General features: G+C 64.8%; 16 protein-coding genes. 8 read left to right on the top strand and 8 right to left on the bottom strand.

Annotation, left to right across the window (positions count from 1 at the left end):
- Positions 1 to 227 precede the first annotated feature (227 nt).
- From OEZ49_RS17295 to OEZ49_RS17285, 3 genes are all read right to left on the bottom strand, one after another.
- A complete protein-coding gene (locus OEZ49_RS17295) occupies positions 228 to 761 on the bottom strand; it encodes a hemerythrin domain-containing protein (RefSeq protein WP_263389486.1) in 534 nt (177 codons plus the stop codon).
- Between the two features lie 107 nt (positions 762 to 868).
- Complete coding sequence (locus OEZ49_RS17290; protein WP_263389485.1) at positions 869 to 1,051, bottom strand: hypothetical protein; 183 nt, start codon at positions 1,049 to 1,051, stop codon at positions 869 to 871.
- 97 nt (positions 1,052 to 1,148) lie between these two features.
- Positions 1,149 to 2,012: a helix-turn-helix domain-containing protein gene (locus OEZ49_RS17285; RefSeq protein WP_263389484.1), complete on the bottom strand. Its 864-nt coding sequence runs from the start codon at positions 2,010 to 2,012 to the stop codon at positions 1,149 to 1,151.
- A 106-nt stretch (positions 2,013 to 2,118) separates the two neighbouring features.
- On the opposite strand from OEZ49_RS17285, the gene OEZ49_RS17280 reads away from it, so the two are divergent.
- From OEZ49_RS17280 to OEZ49_RS17270, 3 genes are read left to right on the top strand one after another with little or no spacing between them, the layout of a single operon-like run.
- The gene (locus OEZ49_RS17280) at positions 2,119 to 2,322 is read left to right on the top strand and encodes a DUF2061 domain-containing protein (protein ID WP_164128365.1); all 204 of its coding nucleotides are present in this window, start codon (positions 2,119 to 2,121) and stop codon (positions 2,320 to 2,322) included.
- Positions 2,315 to 3,217 (top strand): fatty acid desaturase, encoded by a 903-nt coding sequence (locus OEZ49_RS17275; protein ID WP_263389483.1) that lies wholly within the window; start codon positions 2,315 to 2,317, stop codon positions 3,215 to 3,217. Before OEZ49_RS17280 ends, OEZ49_RS17275 begins: the two co-directional genes overlap by 8 nt.
- Positions 3,218 to 3,237: 20 nt before the next feature.
- Positions 3,238 to 4,140, top strand: a complete 903-nt coding sequence (locus OEZ49_RS17270; RefSeq protein WP_263389482.1) for an EamA/RhaT family transporter — start codon at positions 3,238 to 3,240, stop codon at positions 4,138 to 4,140.
- 228 nt (positions 4,141 to 4,368) lie between these two features.
- Here the strand turns inward: OEZ49_RS17270 and OEZ49_RS17265 are convergent, their stop codons facing one another.
- The 4 genes from OEZ49_RS17265 to OEZ49_RS17250 form a co-directional block, all read right to left on the bottom strand.
- Complete coding sequence (locus OEZ49_RS17265) at positions 4,369 to 5,811, bottom strand: DEAD/DEAH box helicase (protein WP_263389481.1); 1,443 nt, start codon at positions 5,809 to 5,811, stop codon at positions 4,369 to 4,371.
- Between the two features lie 192 nt (positions 5,812 to 6,003).
- A complete protein-coding gene (locus tag OEZ49_RS17260; protein ID WP_263389480.1) occupies positions 6,004 to 6,939 on the bottom strand; it encodes a glycosyltransferase family 2 protein in 936 nt (311 codons plus the stop codon).
- Positions 6,940 to 6,991: 52 nt separating this feature from the next.
- Positions 6,992 to 8,599, bottom strand: a complete 1,608-nt coding sequence (locus tag OEZ49_RS17255) for a peptide chain release factor 3 (RefSeq protein ID WP_263389479.1) — start codon at positions 8,597 to 8,599, stop codon at positions 6,992 to 6,994.
- A gap of 45 nt (positions 8,600 to 8,644) precedes the next feature.
- A complete protein-coding gene (locus OEZ49_RS17250; protein ID WP_263389478.1) occupies positions 8,645 to 9,091 on the bottom strand; it encodes a c-type cytochrome in 447 nt (148 codons plus the stop codon).
- A gap of 194 nt (positions 9,092 to 9,285) precedes the next feature.
- On the opposite strand from OEZ49_RS17250, the gene OEZ49_RS17245 reads away from it, so the two are divergent.
- Positions 9,286 to 10,068 (top strand): hypothetical protein, encoded by a 783-nt coding sequence (locus tag OEZ49_RS17245; RefSeq protein WP_263389477.1) that lies wholly within the window; start codon positions 9,286 to 9,288, stop codon positions 10,066 to 10,068.
- 66 nt (positions 10,069 to 10,134) lie between these two features.
- Here the strand turns inward: OEZ49_RS17245 and OEZ49_RS17240 are convergent, their stop codons facing one another.
- Positions 10,135 to 11,187 (bottom strand): Hint domain-containing protein, encoded by a 1,053-nt coding sequence (locus OEZ49_RS17240; RefSeq protein WP_397545682.1) that lies wholly within the window; start codon positions 11,185 to 11,187, stop codon positions 10,135 to 10,137.
- A 131-nt stretch (positions 11,188 to 11,318) separates the two neighbouring features.
- Here OEZ49_RS17240 and OEZ49_RS17235 point away from each other — a divergent pair, with 131 nt between their 5' ends.
- The 4 genes from OEZ49_RS17235 to OEZ49_RS17220 all read left to right on the top strand — a co-directional run bounded on the left by OEZ49_RS17235 (position 11,319) and on the right by OEZ49_RS17220 (position 15,600).
- Entirely contained in the window at positions 11,319 to 12,098 is a 780-nt protein-coding gene (locus OEZ49_RS17235) for an SDR family oxidoreductase (protein WP_263389475.1), read from the top strand.
- Positions 12,099 to 12,101: 3 nt separating this feature from the next.
- A complete protein-coding gene (locus OEZ49_RS17230; RefSeq protein WP_263389474.1) occupies positions 12,102 to 13,208 on the top strand; it encodes a hypothetical protein in 1,107 nt (368 codons plus the stop codon).
- Positions 13,209 to 13,353: 145 nt separating this feature from the next.
- The gene (locus OEZ49_RS17225; RefSeq protein WP_263389473.1) at positions 13,354 to 14,403 is read left to right on the top strand and encodes a methyltransferase domain-containing protein; all 1,050 of its coding nucleotides are present in this window, start codon (positions 13,354 to 13,356) and stop codon (positions 14,401 to 14,403) included.
- Between the two features lie 90 nt (positions 14,404 to 14,493).
- Positions 14,494 to 15,600: an ABC transporter ATP-binding protein gene (locus tag OEZ49_RS17220; protein ID WP_263389472.1), complete on the top strand. Its 1,107-nt coding sequence runs from the start codon at positions 14,494 to 14,496 to the stop codon at positions 15,598 to 15,600.
- The last annotated feature ends 125 nt before the right edge of the window (positions 15,601 to 15,725 follow it).

Below are 15,725 nucleotides of genomic sequence, written 5' to 3'. Positions count from 1 at the left end.
AGGCGTCGGGGCTGGTGACTAGCGGCTAGAAGCCTCGGCGCTGGTTGATGTGCGTATCTGCCGAATAGCTTTGCATGTGGTCATTTTGGCGCCGCATCGGTCTCAGTTTGGACCGGCATGTGGGGCGTAGAGCCCGCGCACGGATGACCGTTCTGAGATCGCCCACTGGATATGGGGCGCCGCCGCTTTCGATGGTCAAACGATACAACCCAAGCTAAGCGCCGCGGTTACCCCAGTCCATCGACGCCGTGCTTCAGGATGATCGGCACGATCAGGTCCTCTTCATCCTCCAGATGTCGGCCGATCATCCGCTCCAGATCGCCCAGTCCCGCCAGTAGCGCCCCGGCGCTGCTGCGCGCCTGAGGGCCATTGGCTCCCTGGATCGCCGCATTTGCCTGCTCCACGAACCGGTTCAGCAGGCCGTCCAGCGCATGGTGGTCCGCATCCAACAGGTCGAACCCCGCCTCGATACGGCTGTCCTTGGTCCTGAGCAGCGGAAAATAGTGCTGGTCCTCGATCTGGTGATGCCCGTGCAACTGGTTCACGAACATGCCGCCATAGCGCGCGATGCCCTGCGCGAACGGCGCCGGGTCCCGCTCGGCACCCAGGAATGCCCGGGTCTCGGCCTGCATATGCGCAATGATCTGACGGAACATCATGTGACGCTCCAGCCAGAAACTGACCAGCCCGTGAAAATTGGGATCGGCCTGCCAGCTCTCGCGCGGATGCGCGGCAAGCAGCACCCGCAACGCTTCGGGCAATCCGGCCCTGCTATCGAAATGCAAATCATCCATTCCGGACGATATACAGCATCACTTGCCGCGTGACAGGCACCCGGCAGCCATATTGCGCAGAAAAACCTCCTGCCTCAGCTCTGGTTCGCGCCGCGCATCTGTCGGATGGCGCGGCGTACCGCCTGCCAACTCTCGGCCTCGTCGATATTCCCAATCGCCTTGCAATGCTGTTCCTTCTGGGCCGCTTCTGCCTCGGCCCGGTCGCCATGTGCTGCATAAAGCGCGCGGGCATATTCAGCGCTCCTGATTGCGTCCATAGGGTCTCCTCCGTTCTTTGGGTCCGGTTGGTCCTGTCTGGTGTCAGGTGTCCCATCATAGCAGAGAACCGCGCCGCGCGCATCCCGCGCGCCAAACTCAGCGGGCAATCGCCGCCCTGAGCTGTCGCAGATGCTTGGGCAGGTCCCGCGCGGTCAGGTCCGCCTCGCGTACCAGCGTGTCGAAATGGCGGGTGAACACCTCGATCCGGTCCTTGTCACGGAACGCCATGTAATGGCTGCCCGCATAAAAGGCGCAGAGCAGCGGGCCAAAGATCGTCATCGGCGCAGAATATAGCCGCTTGGCATCGTAGAGATAGATGCGCAGGCGCGGGTAGAGCTGCTCGCTCAGCGCCAGGAACCGGTCGATCTGCTCCAGCCGCAGATCCAGCGGCAGCCCGTGGTAATACCCGGTGGCATGGGCAAAACTGTGCAACTCGAACAGGGGCATGGCAATCTCGTAATCCGACTGGGCGCTGCGCATCCAGGCCAGCCTGTCCTCGGACGCGCCGATCGCCTGGTCCGCCGTCCGCCCCAGATGCGGCGCGTATTCCCATTCCAGAAAGGCGCGCGTCTTCATCATGTCGGGCAGGGCGGCGGGCACATAGCGGATCTTGTACCCCGCCGCCTCTCGGTGCCATTCATAGATCCGTTCGTCCACCAGCGCGCGGGGCGCCTCGGCCATGGTCAGCGAACTGGCCAGCAGTTCGGCGGCACTTTCGGGCCGGTCCGACAGGCTCAGGAGCCAGTCCGCCGACACTCCCAGCGCCGAGGCGCAGGCCCCCACCACATGCGCATTGGGCAGGCGCGCGCCATCTCCGGTCAGCAATTGAGAGATCGTCGAGCGATCCACCCCCACCTGCCGTGCCAGCGCGCTCTGGCTGGTCTGGCGCTGCTCCATTGCCCGCCCGAGCCGAATCCGGAACTGGGCGGCCCGGTCACGCTTGTCCATCTTTTCCCACATGTGGTGATTAATATCACATCTGCTGAATTTTGTTAATCATATTCCGAATTCCCGCACCTCACACAAGGCAGTAACAGTTTTGTGAAAGTTACAAGCAGGAGACGGAATGGAAACGCGGCGAAGATCGGTCCTGAAGGCGTTGATCTGGAACCTCTTGGGCCTGGTCACGATGACCCTGGTGGGCCTTGCAGCGACAGGATCCGCCGCCATTGGCGGCACGCTGGCGCTGGTGAACACGGCGCTGGGTTTTACCCTCTATCTGGTCTACGAACGTGTCTGGGCCGGCATCCGCTGGGGCCGCCATGTCTGAGCCGCGCCTGCCCGAGCGCGCCGAATGGGGCACTTTCGCGCTGATCCTCGCCTGCTATGCGGCCTGGCTGCTGGTGATCTTCGGGCTGGCCGGGCTGTCGCTCTGGCTCGCCATTGCGGCGATGGGGCTGGTTGCGGCGCTGCATTCCTCGCTGACGCATGAGGCGCTGCATGGCCACCCGTTCCGCTATCGCTGGCTGAACGAGGCACTGATGGCGCTGCCGCTGACGCTCTGCATCCCCTACAATCGGTTCCGCGACCTGCATCTGGCCCATCACCAAGACGCGAACCTGACCGACCCCTATGACGACCCCGAGAGCAACTATCTCGACCCCGCCATCTGGGGCCGCCTGCCGGGCTGGCAGCAGCGCCTCTATGCGCTCAACAACACGCTGGCGGGGCGCATGGTGCTGGGTCCGCTGATCGGAACCGCCTGTTTCCTGCGTGACGAGGCGCGCGGGGCGTTGCGCGGCGACCGCGCGATCCTGCTCGCCTGGGCGCTGCACCTGCCGGGCATGGCCGTGGTGTTGTGGGTGGTGTCGCTGTCGCCCATGCCCATCTGGGCCTTTGCGCTCTCGGCCTATTTCGGTCTGGGCCTGCTCAAGATCCGCACCTTTCTGGAACATCGCGCGCATGAGAAATCGCGCGCGCGCACCGTGGTGATCGAGGATCGGGGGCTGTTGGCGTTCCTGTTTCTTAACAACAACTTCCACGTGGTCCATCACATGAACCCAGGCGCGCCATGGTACGCGCTGCCCGCGCTCTACCGGGCGGGCAAGGAGCGGTATCTCAACTGCAACGAGGGCTACAGCTACGCCTCTTATGCCGAGGTGTTCCGCCGCTATTTCTGGCGTGCCAAGGATCCGGTGCCGCATCCGCTCTGGCCAAAGCCCTGATTTGAGGCCACAAGAGGCGCATGAGCCTCTGGATCCCCGTCACCCTCGCCGCCGCGCTGTTTCAGACCGTGCGGTTCATGCTGCAAAAATCGCTGGCGACGGTGAAACTGTCGGCCTCGGGCGCCACCTTTGCCCGCTTCCTCTATTCAGCGCCGCTGGCACTGGCGGGGCTCTTGATCGCCACCACCGCCGGCGGCTATGACCTGCCCGCGCTTGGCCCCCGGTTCTGGTTGTTTGTCGCCATCGGCGGCACCGCCCAGATCCTTGCCACCATCTGCGTGGTGGCGCTGTTCAAACAGCGCAACTTTGCCGTCGGCATCACCTTCAAGAAGACCGAGGTGATCCAGACCGCGATCGTCGGCTTTGTCATTCTGGGCGAAGGCGTGTCCATCGGCGCGCTGGGCGCGATCCTGCTGGGGTTGGCGGCGGTGCTGCTCTTGTCGAAAACACCCGGAGGATCTGGCGCCTGGTGGCGCCACCTGACCAACCGCGCCTCGCAACTGGGGCTGGGCTCAGGCGTGCTGTTTGCCTTTTCGGCGGTCAGCTACCGGGCGGCTTCGCTGGAACTGGGCGATCTCACGCCCTGGTTCCGGGCACTGGTGACGCTGGCCGCCGTGGTGTCGTTCCAGCTGGTGTCGATGGCGCTCTGGCTCTGGTGGCGCGACCGGGCGCAGCTGGCCGCGGTCTGGGCCACGCGGAACACAGGTGCCTTTGTCGGGCTGACCAGCCTTGGCGGATCGTTCTGCTGGTTCCTGGCCTTCACGCTTCAGAACGCAGCCTATGTCAAGGCGCTGGGGCAGGTGGAGCTGATCTTCAGCCTGATGGCCTCGACCCTGTTTTTCCGTGAATTGATAACCGGGCGCGAGATCGCGGGCATCGGGCTCCTGGGCCTTTCGATCCTGGCGCTGGTACTGGCGATCTGACCCGAGCGCGGGGCGCTCCCGCCCCTGGCCTGGTGCGCTCTTGCGAGCGCCCCGTCCGGCGTTGGGCCGGGCCGCGCGTGCCGCGCGGCGGGTTGTTGCGAGGCGCTGCCTCGCGCTCCGGAGTATTTCCTGACCAGAAAGAAGCCTGGCCTGTTCCAGCCCCTTCATTTCGCCCAAAAATACTCCGGGGGAGTCCGCAGGACGGGGGCAGAGCCCCCTTGCGCCCGCTCAGCCCGCCCGGCGTTCCTCGAAGCTGAGCGCAATGAAGCTGGGCAGGTGGTCGCCCATGCCGACCACCTTTGCACCACGATCCTCGGACCGATCGCGGCCGCGCTTGTCGTCGGCCCGGGGTGTGCGCTCGCGCTTGTCCTGGCGTGGTTCGCTCCGGGTCTCCTCGGGACGGGCCTCGTGCTGGTCCTCGCACGGGGCCTTGTTGGCCCGCTTCTCGGTCTCGCGGCGCGGCTTGTCCGACTTGCTCTTGCGCTCCTCGCGCCGTGGTTTCGGCTCGGGCAGCTCTTCGAGATTGACCGGATTTTCCAGCCGCGGGATGGCTTTCTGGATCAGCTTTTCGACCGCATCAAGCGCCTTTTCATCGCGCGGGATGCAGAGCGTGATCGCCTTGCCATCGCGGCCCGCGCGGCCGGTGCGGCCGATCCGGTGCACGTAATCCTCGGGGTGACCGGGCACGTCGAAGTTGAACACATGGCTGACCGAGGGCACATCCAGCCCGCGCGCCGCCACGTCCGAGGCCACCAGCAGGCGCAGTTTGCCTTCGCGGAAGCCGTCCAGCGTGCGGGTGCGCTGGCTCTGGTCCAGATCGCCATGGATCGGCGCCGCGTCATAGCCGTATTTCTGCAACGATTTCGCGACGATATCCACATCCGTCTTGCGGTTGCAGAAGATGATCGCATTGGTGCATTTCTCGCCTTCGGCGTCGATCAGCGCCCGCAAAACGGCGCGTTTCTCGCTGGCCTCGCGGTCGCGGCGCGAGCCCTTGAACAGCACCACACCCTGTTCGATGGTCTCCGAGGCGGTGGCCTGGCGGGCCACCTCGATCCGCGCGGGCGCGCTGAGGAAGGTATTGGTGATCCGCTCGATCTCGGGCGCCATGGTGGCCGAGAAGAACAGCGTCTGGCGGGTAAAGGGGGTCAGGCTGAAGATGCGCTCGATATCGGGAATGAACCCCATGTCGAGCATCCGGTCGGCCTCGTCCACCACCATGATCTGCACGCCGGTCAACAAGAGCTTGCCGCGCTCGAAATGGTCGAGCAACCGGCCCGGCGTGGCGATCAGAACGTCGACGCCCCGGTCGATCAGCGCGTCCTGCTCCTTGAAGCTGACCCCGCCAATGAGCAGCGCCTTGGTCAGTTTCAGGTGTTTGGTATAGGTGTCGAAGTTCTCGGCCACCTGAGCGGCCAGTTCCCGCGTCGGGCACAGCACCAGGCTGCGCGGCATCCGCGCCCGGGCGCGGCCACGGGCCAAGAGCGTGATCATCGGCAGGGTAAAGCTGGCGGTCTTGCCGGTGCCGGTCTGGGCGATGCCCAGTACATCGCGCCCTTCCAGAGCGGGAGGAATCGCGCCTGCCTGAATCGGGGTGGGGGTTTCGTAACCGGCTTCTTCGACGGCCTTGAGGACCTTGGGATTCAGGTTCAGTTCAGAGAATTTTGTCATGTGTGTCCGATATATGCGGACACTCACCGGGCCCGCGCGTCAGTCGTACTGCCGGGCCCATCATGGGCGCTGCGCCTGTCAGGGCGCGCTACGGCTGGTCGGGGCATAGCAAAATCCCCGGCCAGCGTCAAATGTTGCAGGTGCAGCACCGAGATTTACACTCACTGTTGCGAAACGGGCAACAGTGAGCGTTCAATCGGGAAACTGTTTCTGCATCGCCGCGTCCAGGTCCAGCGCGCGCCGTTTCAGCATCCCCGCCGCCTCCAGCCGCGCGCGCGCCTCGGGCGACACCGCGTTCATCTCTTCGAAAAAGGCGCGCAGCCCGGCCTCGCCGCTTTCCTCCTCGATGGTGCTCAGCAGCTCATGCATGCTCAGCCCGCCCACCTCGCGCGGGACATTGGGGGCCAGTTCGGGCCGGTACGACCCTTTGGCGATACGATAGCGATAGGCCGCGATCCAGTGATCCCAGTCGGCACCGTGCCGGTGGCACAGATCGACAGTGTCCAGCTCCACCTGCCCGGGGTTCATCTCCTTGTTGCGAAAGATGTTGTGGATGCGAAAATCGACCTTTTCCAGCCCGGTGCGCGCGATCACCTTGCCCGCGACATGGCTCATGAACCCGCCTTTGACAAAGGCGCCATAGGTCGGATAGAGCCGCCGTACCGTTTCATCCCGCTCAGGCCCACCGGGGATGAACGCCTTGTACAGCGCAGGGTCACCGGCCAGCGCCTCGATCGGGCGCATCCGGGCGCACAGAACCTGCGGCCCGAACCCGCCCAGTATCCCGGCCAGCGGCGTTTCCGGCCAGATGAACTCGTCCACGTCCACATGCGCCAGCCAGTCCACATCGGCGCGGTTATAGGCGTGGCGCGCGTTCATCGTCTGGCGCGCCTGGTGCTTGGCCGGGCGGGCCAGCTTGCGGCGCGTCCAATAGGCCTCGTCGCAGGCCCATACCCGGAGGCGCGGATGCGCCTTGAGCCGGGCGAACACGGCCGGATCCGGGTCGTCGAGATAGAGAAACAGCCGGTGTGCGCCCAGTTCCAGATGCCAGGCGGCAAACCGTAGGATATCGCGCTCGGGCGCCTTGACGGTCGCCACAACGCCCCAAGTCACGCCCTTGTCGCCCATGCCCGATTTCCTTGCCCATTGCCTGTGCGCACAGCCTAGGGCGGGGCGCGGCTCAGGTCATCATCTCTTTGGTCGCGGTCAGCTTCAGTTCGGGGTAATCGCGGATCACCCGGTCGATGTCCCATTGCAGCCGCGTCAGATAGACAACGTCGCCGTCATGGTCATGGGCGATATGCTGCTTGTTGGCGTTGACGAACTTGTCCATCGCCACCTTGTCGCCCGACACCCAGCGGGCCGAGGTGAATTGCGAGCCGTCGAACCGCACCGGCAGCCCGTATTCCAGCTCGATCCGGCTGGCCAGCACCTCGAATTGCAGTGCGCCCACGACACCGACGATAAAGCCCGAGCCGATCATCGGCTTGAACACCTTGGCGGCGCCTTCCTCGGCAAACTGCATCAGCGCCTTTTCCAGGTGCTTGGCCTTCATCGGATCGCCCGCGCGCACGCCCTGCAACAGTTCCGGCGCGAAAGAGGGGATACCGGTCACCCGCAGCGCCTCGCCCTCGGTCAGCGTGTCGCCGATCCGTAACTGGCCGTGGTTCGGGATGCCGATAATGTCCCCGGCCCAGGCCTCTTCGGCCAGTTCCCGGTCCGAGGCAAGGAACAGCACCGGGCTCGAGATCGCCATCGGTTTCTTCGACCGCACATGGGTCAGCTTCATGCCGCGCTGGAAATGGCCCGAGGCCAGCCGGACAAAGGCCACCCGGTCGCGATGCTTGGGGTCCATGTTCGCCTGAACCTTGAAGACAAAGCCGGAAACTTTTGTTTCGTCAGGGGAAATCTGCCTGGGTTCCGCGCTTTGCACCTGCGGCTCGGGGCCGTATTTCCCGATCCCCTCCATCAGTTCCTTGACCCCGAAGGAGTTGATGGCCGAGCCGAACCAGATCGGCGTCATATGCCCTTCGAGCACCGCTTGCGGGTCGAGCTTGGGCAGCAGCGCGCGCGCCATCTCCAGCTCCTCGTGCAACTGTTCCAGCAGATGCGCGGGCACGTGCTGGGCCAGCTTGGGGTCGTCAAGCCCATTGATTTCAATGCTTTCGGCGACCTTGTTGCGGTCGGCGCGGTCCATCAGCTCCAGCCGGTCGCGCAGGATATCGTAACAGCCGATGAAATCGCGGCCCTGGCCGATGGGCCAGCTGGCGGGTGTCACGTCGATGGCCAGCATCTCCTGGATCTCGTCGATGATCTCGAACGTGTCGCGGCTCTCGCGGTCCATCTTGTTGCAGAAGGTCAGGATCGGCAGGTCGCGCAACCGGCAGACCTCGAACAGTTTCTGCGTCTGGCTTTCAACGCCCTTGGCGCCGTCGATCACCATCACCGCCGCATCAACAGCCGTCAGGGTGCGATAGGTGTCCTCGGAGAAGTCCGAGTGGCCGGGCGTATCGACAAGATTAAACCGGAACTTCTTGTAATCGAACGACATTGCCGAGGCCGAGACCGAGATGCCCCGATCCTTTTCCATCTGCATGAAGTCCGACCGTGTGCGCCGCGCCTCGCCCTTGGCGCGCACCTGTCCGGCCATCTGGATCGCGCCGCCGAACAGCAGGAACTTTTCGGTCAGCGTGGTCTTTCCCGCATCGGGATGCGAGATGATGGCAAAGGTGCGGCGCCGCGCGATCTCGGGCGGCAATGCGGGGCGGTTTACGGCGATATCCAACATGCAGGCGCGTATATCAGGTTGCGCCGCCCTTGCAAGAATGCGCGTTTACTGCGGTTTGCGGAAATCCTGATGACAGGATTTGCAGGTGCCGCCGATCCGGGCCAGGGCCGGTTTCAGATCGGCCTCGGTCTCGATCGACGCGGCCGCCTCGGCGGCGGCCAGCGTCAACGCCTCGGACTTCTGACCGAAGGTATCGAACTCCTGCCAGATCACCGGCAATGCCTCGGATTTCGGGTCGTGCTCTTCGGCCATGAACAGGGTCGGCACGCTGGCTGCATGGGCGGCAATGGCGGCGGCGGCGGCCCGGGCCTCGTCGGCATCGAAAGCGGCCTCGCCCTTTGCCATGGCGCCCAGGATCTTGGTACTGTCCGCGATCTGCATCATCGCGTGCATCCGCGCCTTGACCGCCGGGTTGCTCACGCCGCTATGGGCCAGCGCGGCGCCTGCGGCCAGTAGGGTCGCGGTGATCGCTGTCACGAAAATCGGGCGCATCTCATCTCCTCTGCCAACCTGTCGACCAGCGGAAACCTAGTGCCCGGGTGCCGGTTTCTCAACCTTTGGCGCTACATTGCACGGTTGAACCGAACGATTGGCACGAAAATCTGAACGGGGCGCTATACGAAAGGGCAGGCTGTCCGATGCCGCGCGCTGTCCTACCATCGGAATCGTCAACCGGGAGAAAACACATGCGCCATCTGCTTGTTCTGGCCGCCCTCGGCTCTGCGGCCCTGTTCAATGCCGCTCCGGCCTCGGCCGAGTGGTCCTTCAGTTCCGGACCGGTTCCGAACGCCTTTATCCAGACCAACAATGCCACGCTGGAACTGCAATGCGACCGTATCCGCTTTGCGCCTGCCGGTTACGAGGACAGCCAGGACATCCTGTCCAAACGCGGCCTGTCGCTGCGGTTCATGTCCGACGGCCAGACCGAGGCGGCGGCGTTCCAACTGGGCGACGCCAATGCGATGATCGAGATGGTGGACAATTACCCAGTCGAGATCCGCCTGAACGACATGTCCGATTACAACTTCATCCTCGACCAGATCGCACAGAACGCCGCGCTGAACATGTCGATGATCGACCAGGACGTGACCTATGGCATCTTCGATCTCAAGGGCTCGGGGCGTGCGGTCAAGTCGCTGCGCGCCAGCTGCGGCGGCTCTGCGCAGAGCGCCGCCGCCAGCACGCCCGAGGCACCCGAAGGCGTGGTCTATTGCGGTGGCGGCGCGGTCCAGCGGGTCATCGAATACGGGCTGCTGTCGCAACCCGATGGCCAGTGGGACGCGATCGTCACCGTCAACGGCGATACCCTGCGCGCGATGACCGCCTACAGCTATTTCGGCAACGCTCAGCCCCCGGCTGGCTTTGTCGTCGCGCTCCTGGGCGAGGATCGTTCCGAATTCCTGGTGTTCGAGCAGAACGGCCGCAACTGGCTGGAATTCGGCGACTACACCTACGAGCAGTGCAACTGAGCCACTGCCACCGGCTTGGAGCATCCAGCTCAAACCCTGAGGCGCTCAGGTTTTGGGTTGGGCGCTCTAGCGGTTGGTCGAGGCTTTCTTCAGCAGCGCAATGGCGTCGGGCCGGTCCAACAGCCGCTTGGACACGTCCACCCCGTGCCCGTCGCCGCGCCCGTGCTGGTCCAGGAGCGGCCGTACATCTTCGATCAGGCCGTCGGGCAGGGCGGGCCGGGTGCGCGGGTCGAGCAGCATCGACTCGGCGGCGATCCCCTCGGCATAAATAATGTGGTGGCGGTCGAACAGCAGCTGGAAATAATCCACGAATCCGCCTTCCTGCACGAACACCGTATCGCCGTTGACCAGATGCCGCGCCTTGACCAGCAGTTCCGGCTGGCCCGCGCCGATCTCGTCACGGCGCTGATAGACAAACAGCCGGTGATCGGGGCTGACCACCAGGTCGTTCTCGTTGTTGAGCGTCCCGGCCCGGATCACGATGGGGGCGAAATCACCCACCGCGCGCACCGTGCTCTGACCGATCCAGCGCACCTGCTGCACCCCGTCGTCGCGGGTCAGCACCCGGTCACCTACCTTCAATTCTTCGATGGGCATCTGCGCGCCAGAGGCCAACGTGATATGGGTGCCGCGCGTGAACGAGACACAGGTCACCTGCGCGAACTTCTGCCGCGCGTTGTCGCCATCCATCCCCACCAGCGTGTAATCGGTCTTTGCCGCCAGCGGCGCCAGCGGCAGCAGGTAGACATCGGCGATATGGCCATCACCATCCACCTCGACCAGAACGATGGCATCTGTGGTCGTGCCGTCGGGGCTCATCAGGCTCAGCGCGCAATCTAGGTGCAGCATATGGCCGGGCCTGCCGCACTCAGTGTCCTCAGCGACCACGAAGGCACCGTCCGCCAGCACCTCCAATCCCAGGCGGTACCGCTGCGTATCTTGGGCCAGGCCATAGACATCGTCCAGCATCAGTTCGTCCATCGGCGCGATTCCATCCCCCTGGTTGGCGCCATTCGTTACCCGAAACGCGCGGGCAGGGTACACGGGTACGGATTGGGCGGGAGCGTGTCTGGTCACGATGTCCAACAAAGGCTGCGGGGTAGGGTTTTCATTTTCCATTTGCAGATTAGGTGGCGCAAGTGCAATCCAGTTTGACACCAAAATATGACGGTTCTCAGTCAGGCGGGTGGTGATCTGCGGGCATTTGGTGCTAACTCGCGATCAAGGACATCAAGCAGGGAGAGCGGGTGATGGATCTGGGTATCGCAGGCAAGAGAGCGCTGGTTTGTGCCTCGTCCAAGGGGTTAGGGCTGGGCTGTGCCCAGGCACTGGCAGCGGCGGGCGTCGATCTGGTGATGAACGCGCGCGGCGCTGAAGTGCTGGAGGCTGCGGCAGAGGCGATCCGCGCGGCGCATGGGGTGACGGTCACCACCGTTGCCTGTGACGTCACCACCCAGGCAGGGCAGGCGCAGGTGATCGAGGCCACGCAGGGTGTGGATATTCTCGTCACCAACGCAGGCGGCCCACCGCCGGGTCTCTGGTCGGATTGGGACCGCGACGATTTCATCCATGCGCTCGATGCCAACATGCTGACACCCATCGCCTTCATGAAGGCGCTCTTGCCCGGCATGATTGACAAGGGCTGGGGCCGGGTGGTCAACATCACCTCGCAATCGGTGCGCGCGCCGATCCCGGCACTGGGACTGTCGAATGCGGCCCGCACCGGGCTGACGGGCTATGTCGCGGGCACCTCGCGCCAGGTCGCGCCCTTTGGCGTGACGATCAACAACCTGCTGCCCGGCATCCATGCCACCGATCGCGCCAATGCGCTGGATGGCCCGGTGGCGCAGCAAAAAGGCATCTCGCTCGAAGAGGCGCGCGCCGAGCGCGCCGCCACGATTCCCGCCCGCCGCTATGGCACGCCCGAGGAATTCGGCGCCACCTGCGCCTTTCTCTGCTCGCAGCATGCGGGCTTCATCGTCGGCCAGAACCTGCTGCACGACGGCGGCGGCACCAACCTGACGATGTAGGGCATGGCGCAGGGGTTTTCGCTCAAGGACCAGCTCTTTAACGCGGAAAAGGTCGGCTATCTCGCCGGTCTTTTCGACGGGCCGGATTTCGACGGTGCCGAGTTCGAGGCGCGGGTGATGCAGCGCCTGCCCGAGCTGGAGCTGAAACAGCGCATCGACTGGATCGCGGCCTGCCTGATGGACAGCCTGCCGGGGGAGCTGCCGCAAGTGGCGGCAGCGATCCTGCACGCCCTGCCGCCGCCGCTCGACCCGAACCTGTCGGACGACGATTTCGGCGACTTCATCTTTGCGCCTTTGGGCGAATGGGTGGCCTCTGTCGGGATCGAGCACCCGGGCATGGCGCTCGATCTCCTGGCCGAACTCACCCAGCGGTTTTCGATGGAATGGGCGATCCGCCCGTTCCTGAACCGCTGGCCCGATCTGGTTCTGGACCGGATGCGCGACTGGTGCGCGCATGACAGCTATCATGTGCGGCGGCTGGTCAGCGAGGGCACCCGCCCGCGCCTGCCCTGGGGCGCGGGCATTGCCCTGCCGCTTGATGCCGCCCTGCCGCTGCTGGACCACTTGCACGCCGATCCCACCCGCTATGTCACCCGCTCGGTGGCCAACCACCTGAATGACATAACGAAGAAGGACCCCGACCTGGTGCTGGACCGGCTCGCAAACTGGCGCGCGTCCGCGCGGCAGAGTACCGGTGAGCGCGAATGGATCACCGCCCACGCCCTGCGCGGGCTGGTCAAGGCGGGCCATCCCGGCGCCATGTCCATGCTGGGTTATGATCCGGGCGCACCGGTCACGGCGATGCTGGAGCTGCCGGCCAGAGCCCGTATCGGCACGGACCTGACCCTGGGCGTGGAGCTGGAGGGAGAGGCGGACCTGCCGGTCCTGGTCGATTACATCGTGTATTTCCAACGCCCCGGCGGCAAGGTGTCGGCCAAGGTCCACAAGTGGAAACAGGCCCTTCTGATGGGTGGCCGTCTACGGCTGGACAAGCGGCACAAGCTGAAAGGCGACGCCAGCACCTTCACCCTTGTGCCCGGGCCGCACCGGGTCGAGGTGCAGGTCAACGGCCGGGTCCGGGCGATGGGTGTCTTCGAGCTGGAAGCGTAAGGGGGCGCTGCCCCCGCCGCCCGTTCCGGGCGCCTCCCCCGGAGTATTTCCGGCGAAATGAAGACAGGGTCACGCTTTCGTAGGTTCGATTGCGTGGACTGAGGCGTTGCGATAGCTGTTGCGCGTGAGGAACAAGAGGCCAGCGATGAAACACGAGGCGGTGCAGACCTATTACGGCGAGGTACTGAAGGGCACCTCGGATTTGCAGACCGACGCCTGCTGTACCGCCGCAGAGATGCCCGCGCATCTGAAACCGGTGCTGGCCAAGGTGCATGACGAGGTGATGGCGCGCTATTACGGCTGCGGCCTGATCGCGCCCCTGGCGCTGGAGGGCGCGCGCATCCTCGATCTGGGCTGCGGTGCGGGGCGCGATGTCTATGCGCTGTCGGCCCTGGTGGGGCCGCAGGGCGCGGTGGTGGGTGTCGACATGACCCAGGCGCAGCTGGACGTAGCGCGCGGCCATCGCGCCTATCATGCCGAAGCATTCGGCTATGACGCGCCCAACACCGAATTTCACTTGGGCTTCATAGAGAAGCTGGACGACATGCCGCTGGAACCCGGCTCCTTCGACATCATCGTGTCGAACTGCGTGCTGAACCTGGCCACCGACAAGGCGGCGGTGTTGCGCGGCGCGCAGCGGCTCTTGAAACCGGGCGGCGAGATGTATTTCTCGGATGTCTATGCCGACCGCCGCATACCGGCAGAGCTGGCCGAGGACGAGGTGCTCTATGGCGAATGCCTGTCCGGCGCGCTTTACTGGAACGATTTCCTGACCTTGGCGCGGCAGGCCGGGTTCGGCGACCCGCGCATGGTGGAAAGCCGGGCGCTGAATGTGGGCAACCCGGCGCTGCAAGAGAGGCTGGGGCCGATCCGTTTCCTCTCCGCCACCTATCGCCTGTTCAGCCTGGATGGTCTGGAACCGGCCTGCGAGGACTACGGCCAGGCGGTGATCTACAAGGGCACCGTGCCCAACGCGCCGCATACCTTCGTGCTGGACGACCATCATGTGATCGAGACCGGCAAGGTGTTCCCGGTCTGCGGCAATACCTGGCGCATGCTGGCCGAGACGCGCTTTGCGCCGCATTTCGAGTTCATCGGCGATTTCTCCACCCATTACGGCATTTTTTCCGGATGCGGCGGCAACTCGCCGTTCAACGGGCTGGCACCGGCACCGGCCTCGGGCGGCTGTTGCTGACAGGGGTGCCTTGCACTGACGGGGCGGGGTTGCTATCCCCGGCCTGAACTCCCGACCAAAAGGCTAGGGATAGGCAGCGAGGCCCGACAGGTGACGGCAGGACGAACCCCTCCGCGGCTCGAGATCCGCAATCTGGTGCGCGTGTTCGACGGGCAGCCGGTGGTCGATGACGTGTCGCTGTCGATCCGCGCCGGGCAGGTGACCTGCCTCTTGGGCCCGTCGGGCTGCGGCAAGTCGACCACGCTCAGGATGATCGCCGGGGTCGAGATGCAGGACAGCGGCGAGATCCATGTCGATGGCAAGCTGATCTGCGACACGGTGTTCCGCGTCCCGCCCGAGCGGCGCGAGATCGGGCTGATGTTCCAGGATTTCGCGCTGTTTCCGCATCTCAGCGTGGCGGGCAACGTGGCCTTTGGCCTCAAGGGCAGCCGCGAGGAGAAACGCGCCCGGGTCGAGGAGCTGCTGGCCCGCGTGTCGTTGAGCCGCCACATCGACAGCTATCCGCACCAGCTTTCGGGGGGCGAGCAGCAACGGGTGGCACTGGCGCGCGCCCTGGCGCCACGGCCGCGCATCATGCTGATGGACGAGCCGTTCTCGGGTCTCGACAACCGGCTGCGTGACGGTATCCGCGACGACACGCTGGCGCTGCTGAAGGAAGAGGATGCGGCCGTGCTGCTGGTCACGCACGAGCCCGAAGAGGCGATGCGCATGGCCGACGAGATCGCGCTGATGCGCGACGGGCGGATCGTACAGCAGGGCGCGCCCTACAACGTCTATACCCGCCCGGTGGACAAGGCGGCGGTGGCCTTCTTCAGCGATGTGAATACGCTCAAGGCGCAGGTCAACGGCGCATTGGCCGCCACCCCCTTTGGCCAGTTCCTGGCGCCCGGCATCCCCGACGGCACCGATGTCGACATCGTTTTCCGCCCCCAGCATGTGAAGCTCGACTTCGACCGGGGTGGCAAGGGGCCGCTGCCCACGCCCTCGGACGGGGTCGCGGCGCGCGGTGTGGTCGAGCGGGCGCGTTTTCTGGGCGGTGAGAGCCTGGTCGAGTTCCGGATGGATTTCGACGGGTCGATGCTCAAGGCCACGGTACCCAACGTGTTCATCCCCGAACCCGGCCGGGTCATGTGGCTGACCATCCGCCGCGACCGCTGCTTCGTCTTCCCGGCCCCGGTCGGGCGCCAAAAAATCTGAGATTTTTTGTGCCCAGAATTTTTGCAAAATTCTGGTTCTCCCCCTCTGATCGGTGCGGTTTTGCCGCCGACTGATACAGGAATGCCGCAGAACGGCGGCCTGCCGCGCTTGCCGTGCGGGTGACC

This window comes from Ruegeria marisflavi, assembly GCF_025673445.1.
Lineage (GTDB): Bacteria > Pseudomonadota > Alphaproteobacteria > Rhodobacterales > Rhodobacteraceae > Ruegeria_B > Ruegeria_B marisflavi.
The sequence above is the reverse complement of the archived record's forward strand: the minus strand, read 5'-3'. Positions and strand labels throughout refer to the sequence as shown.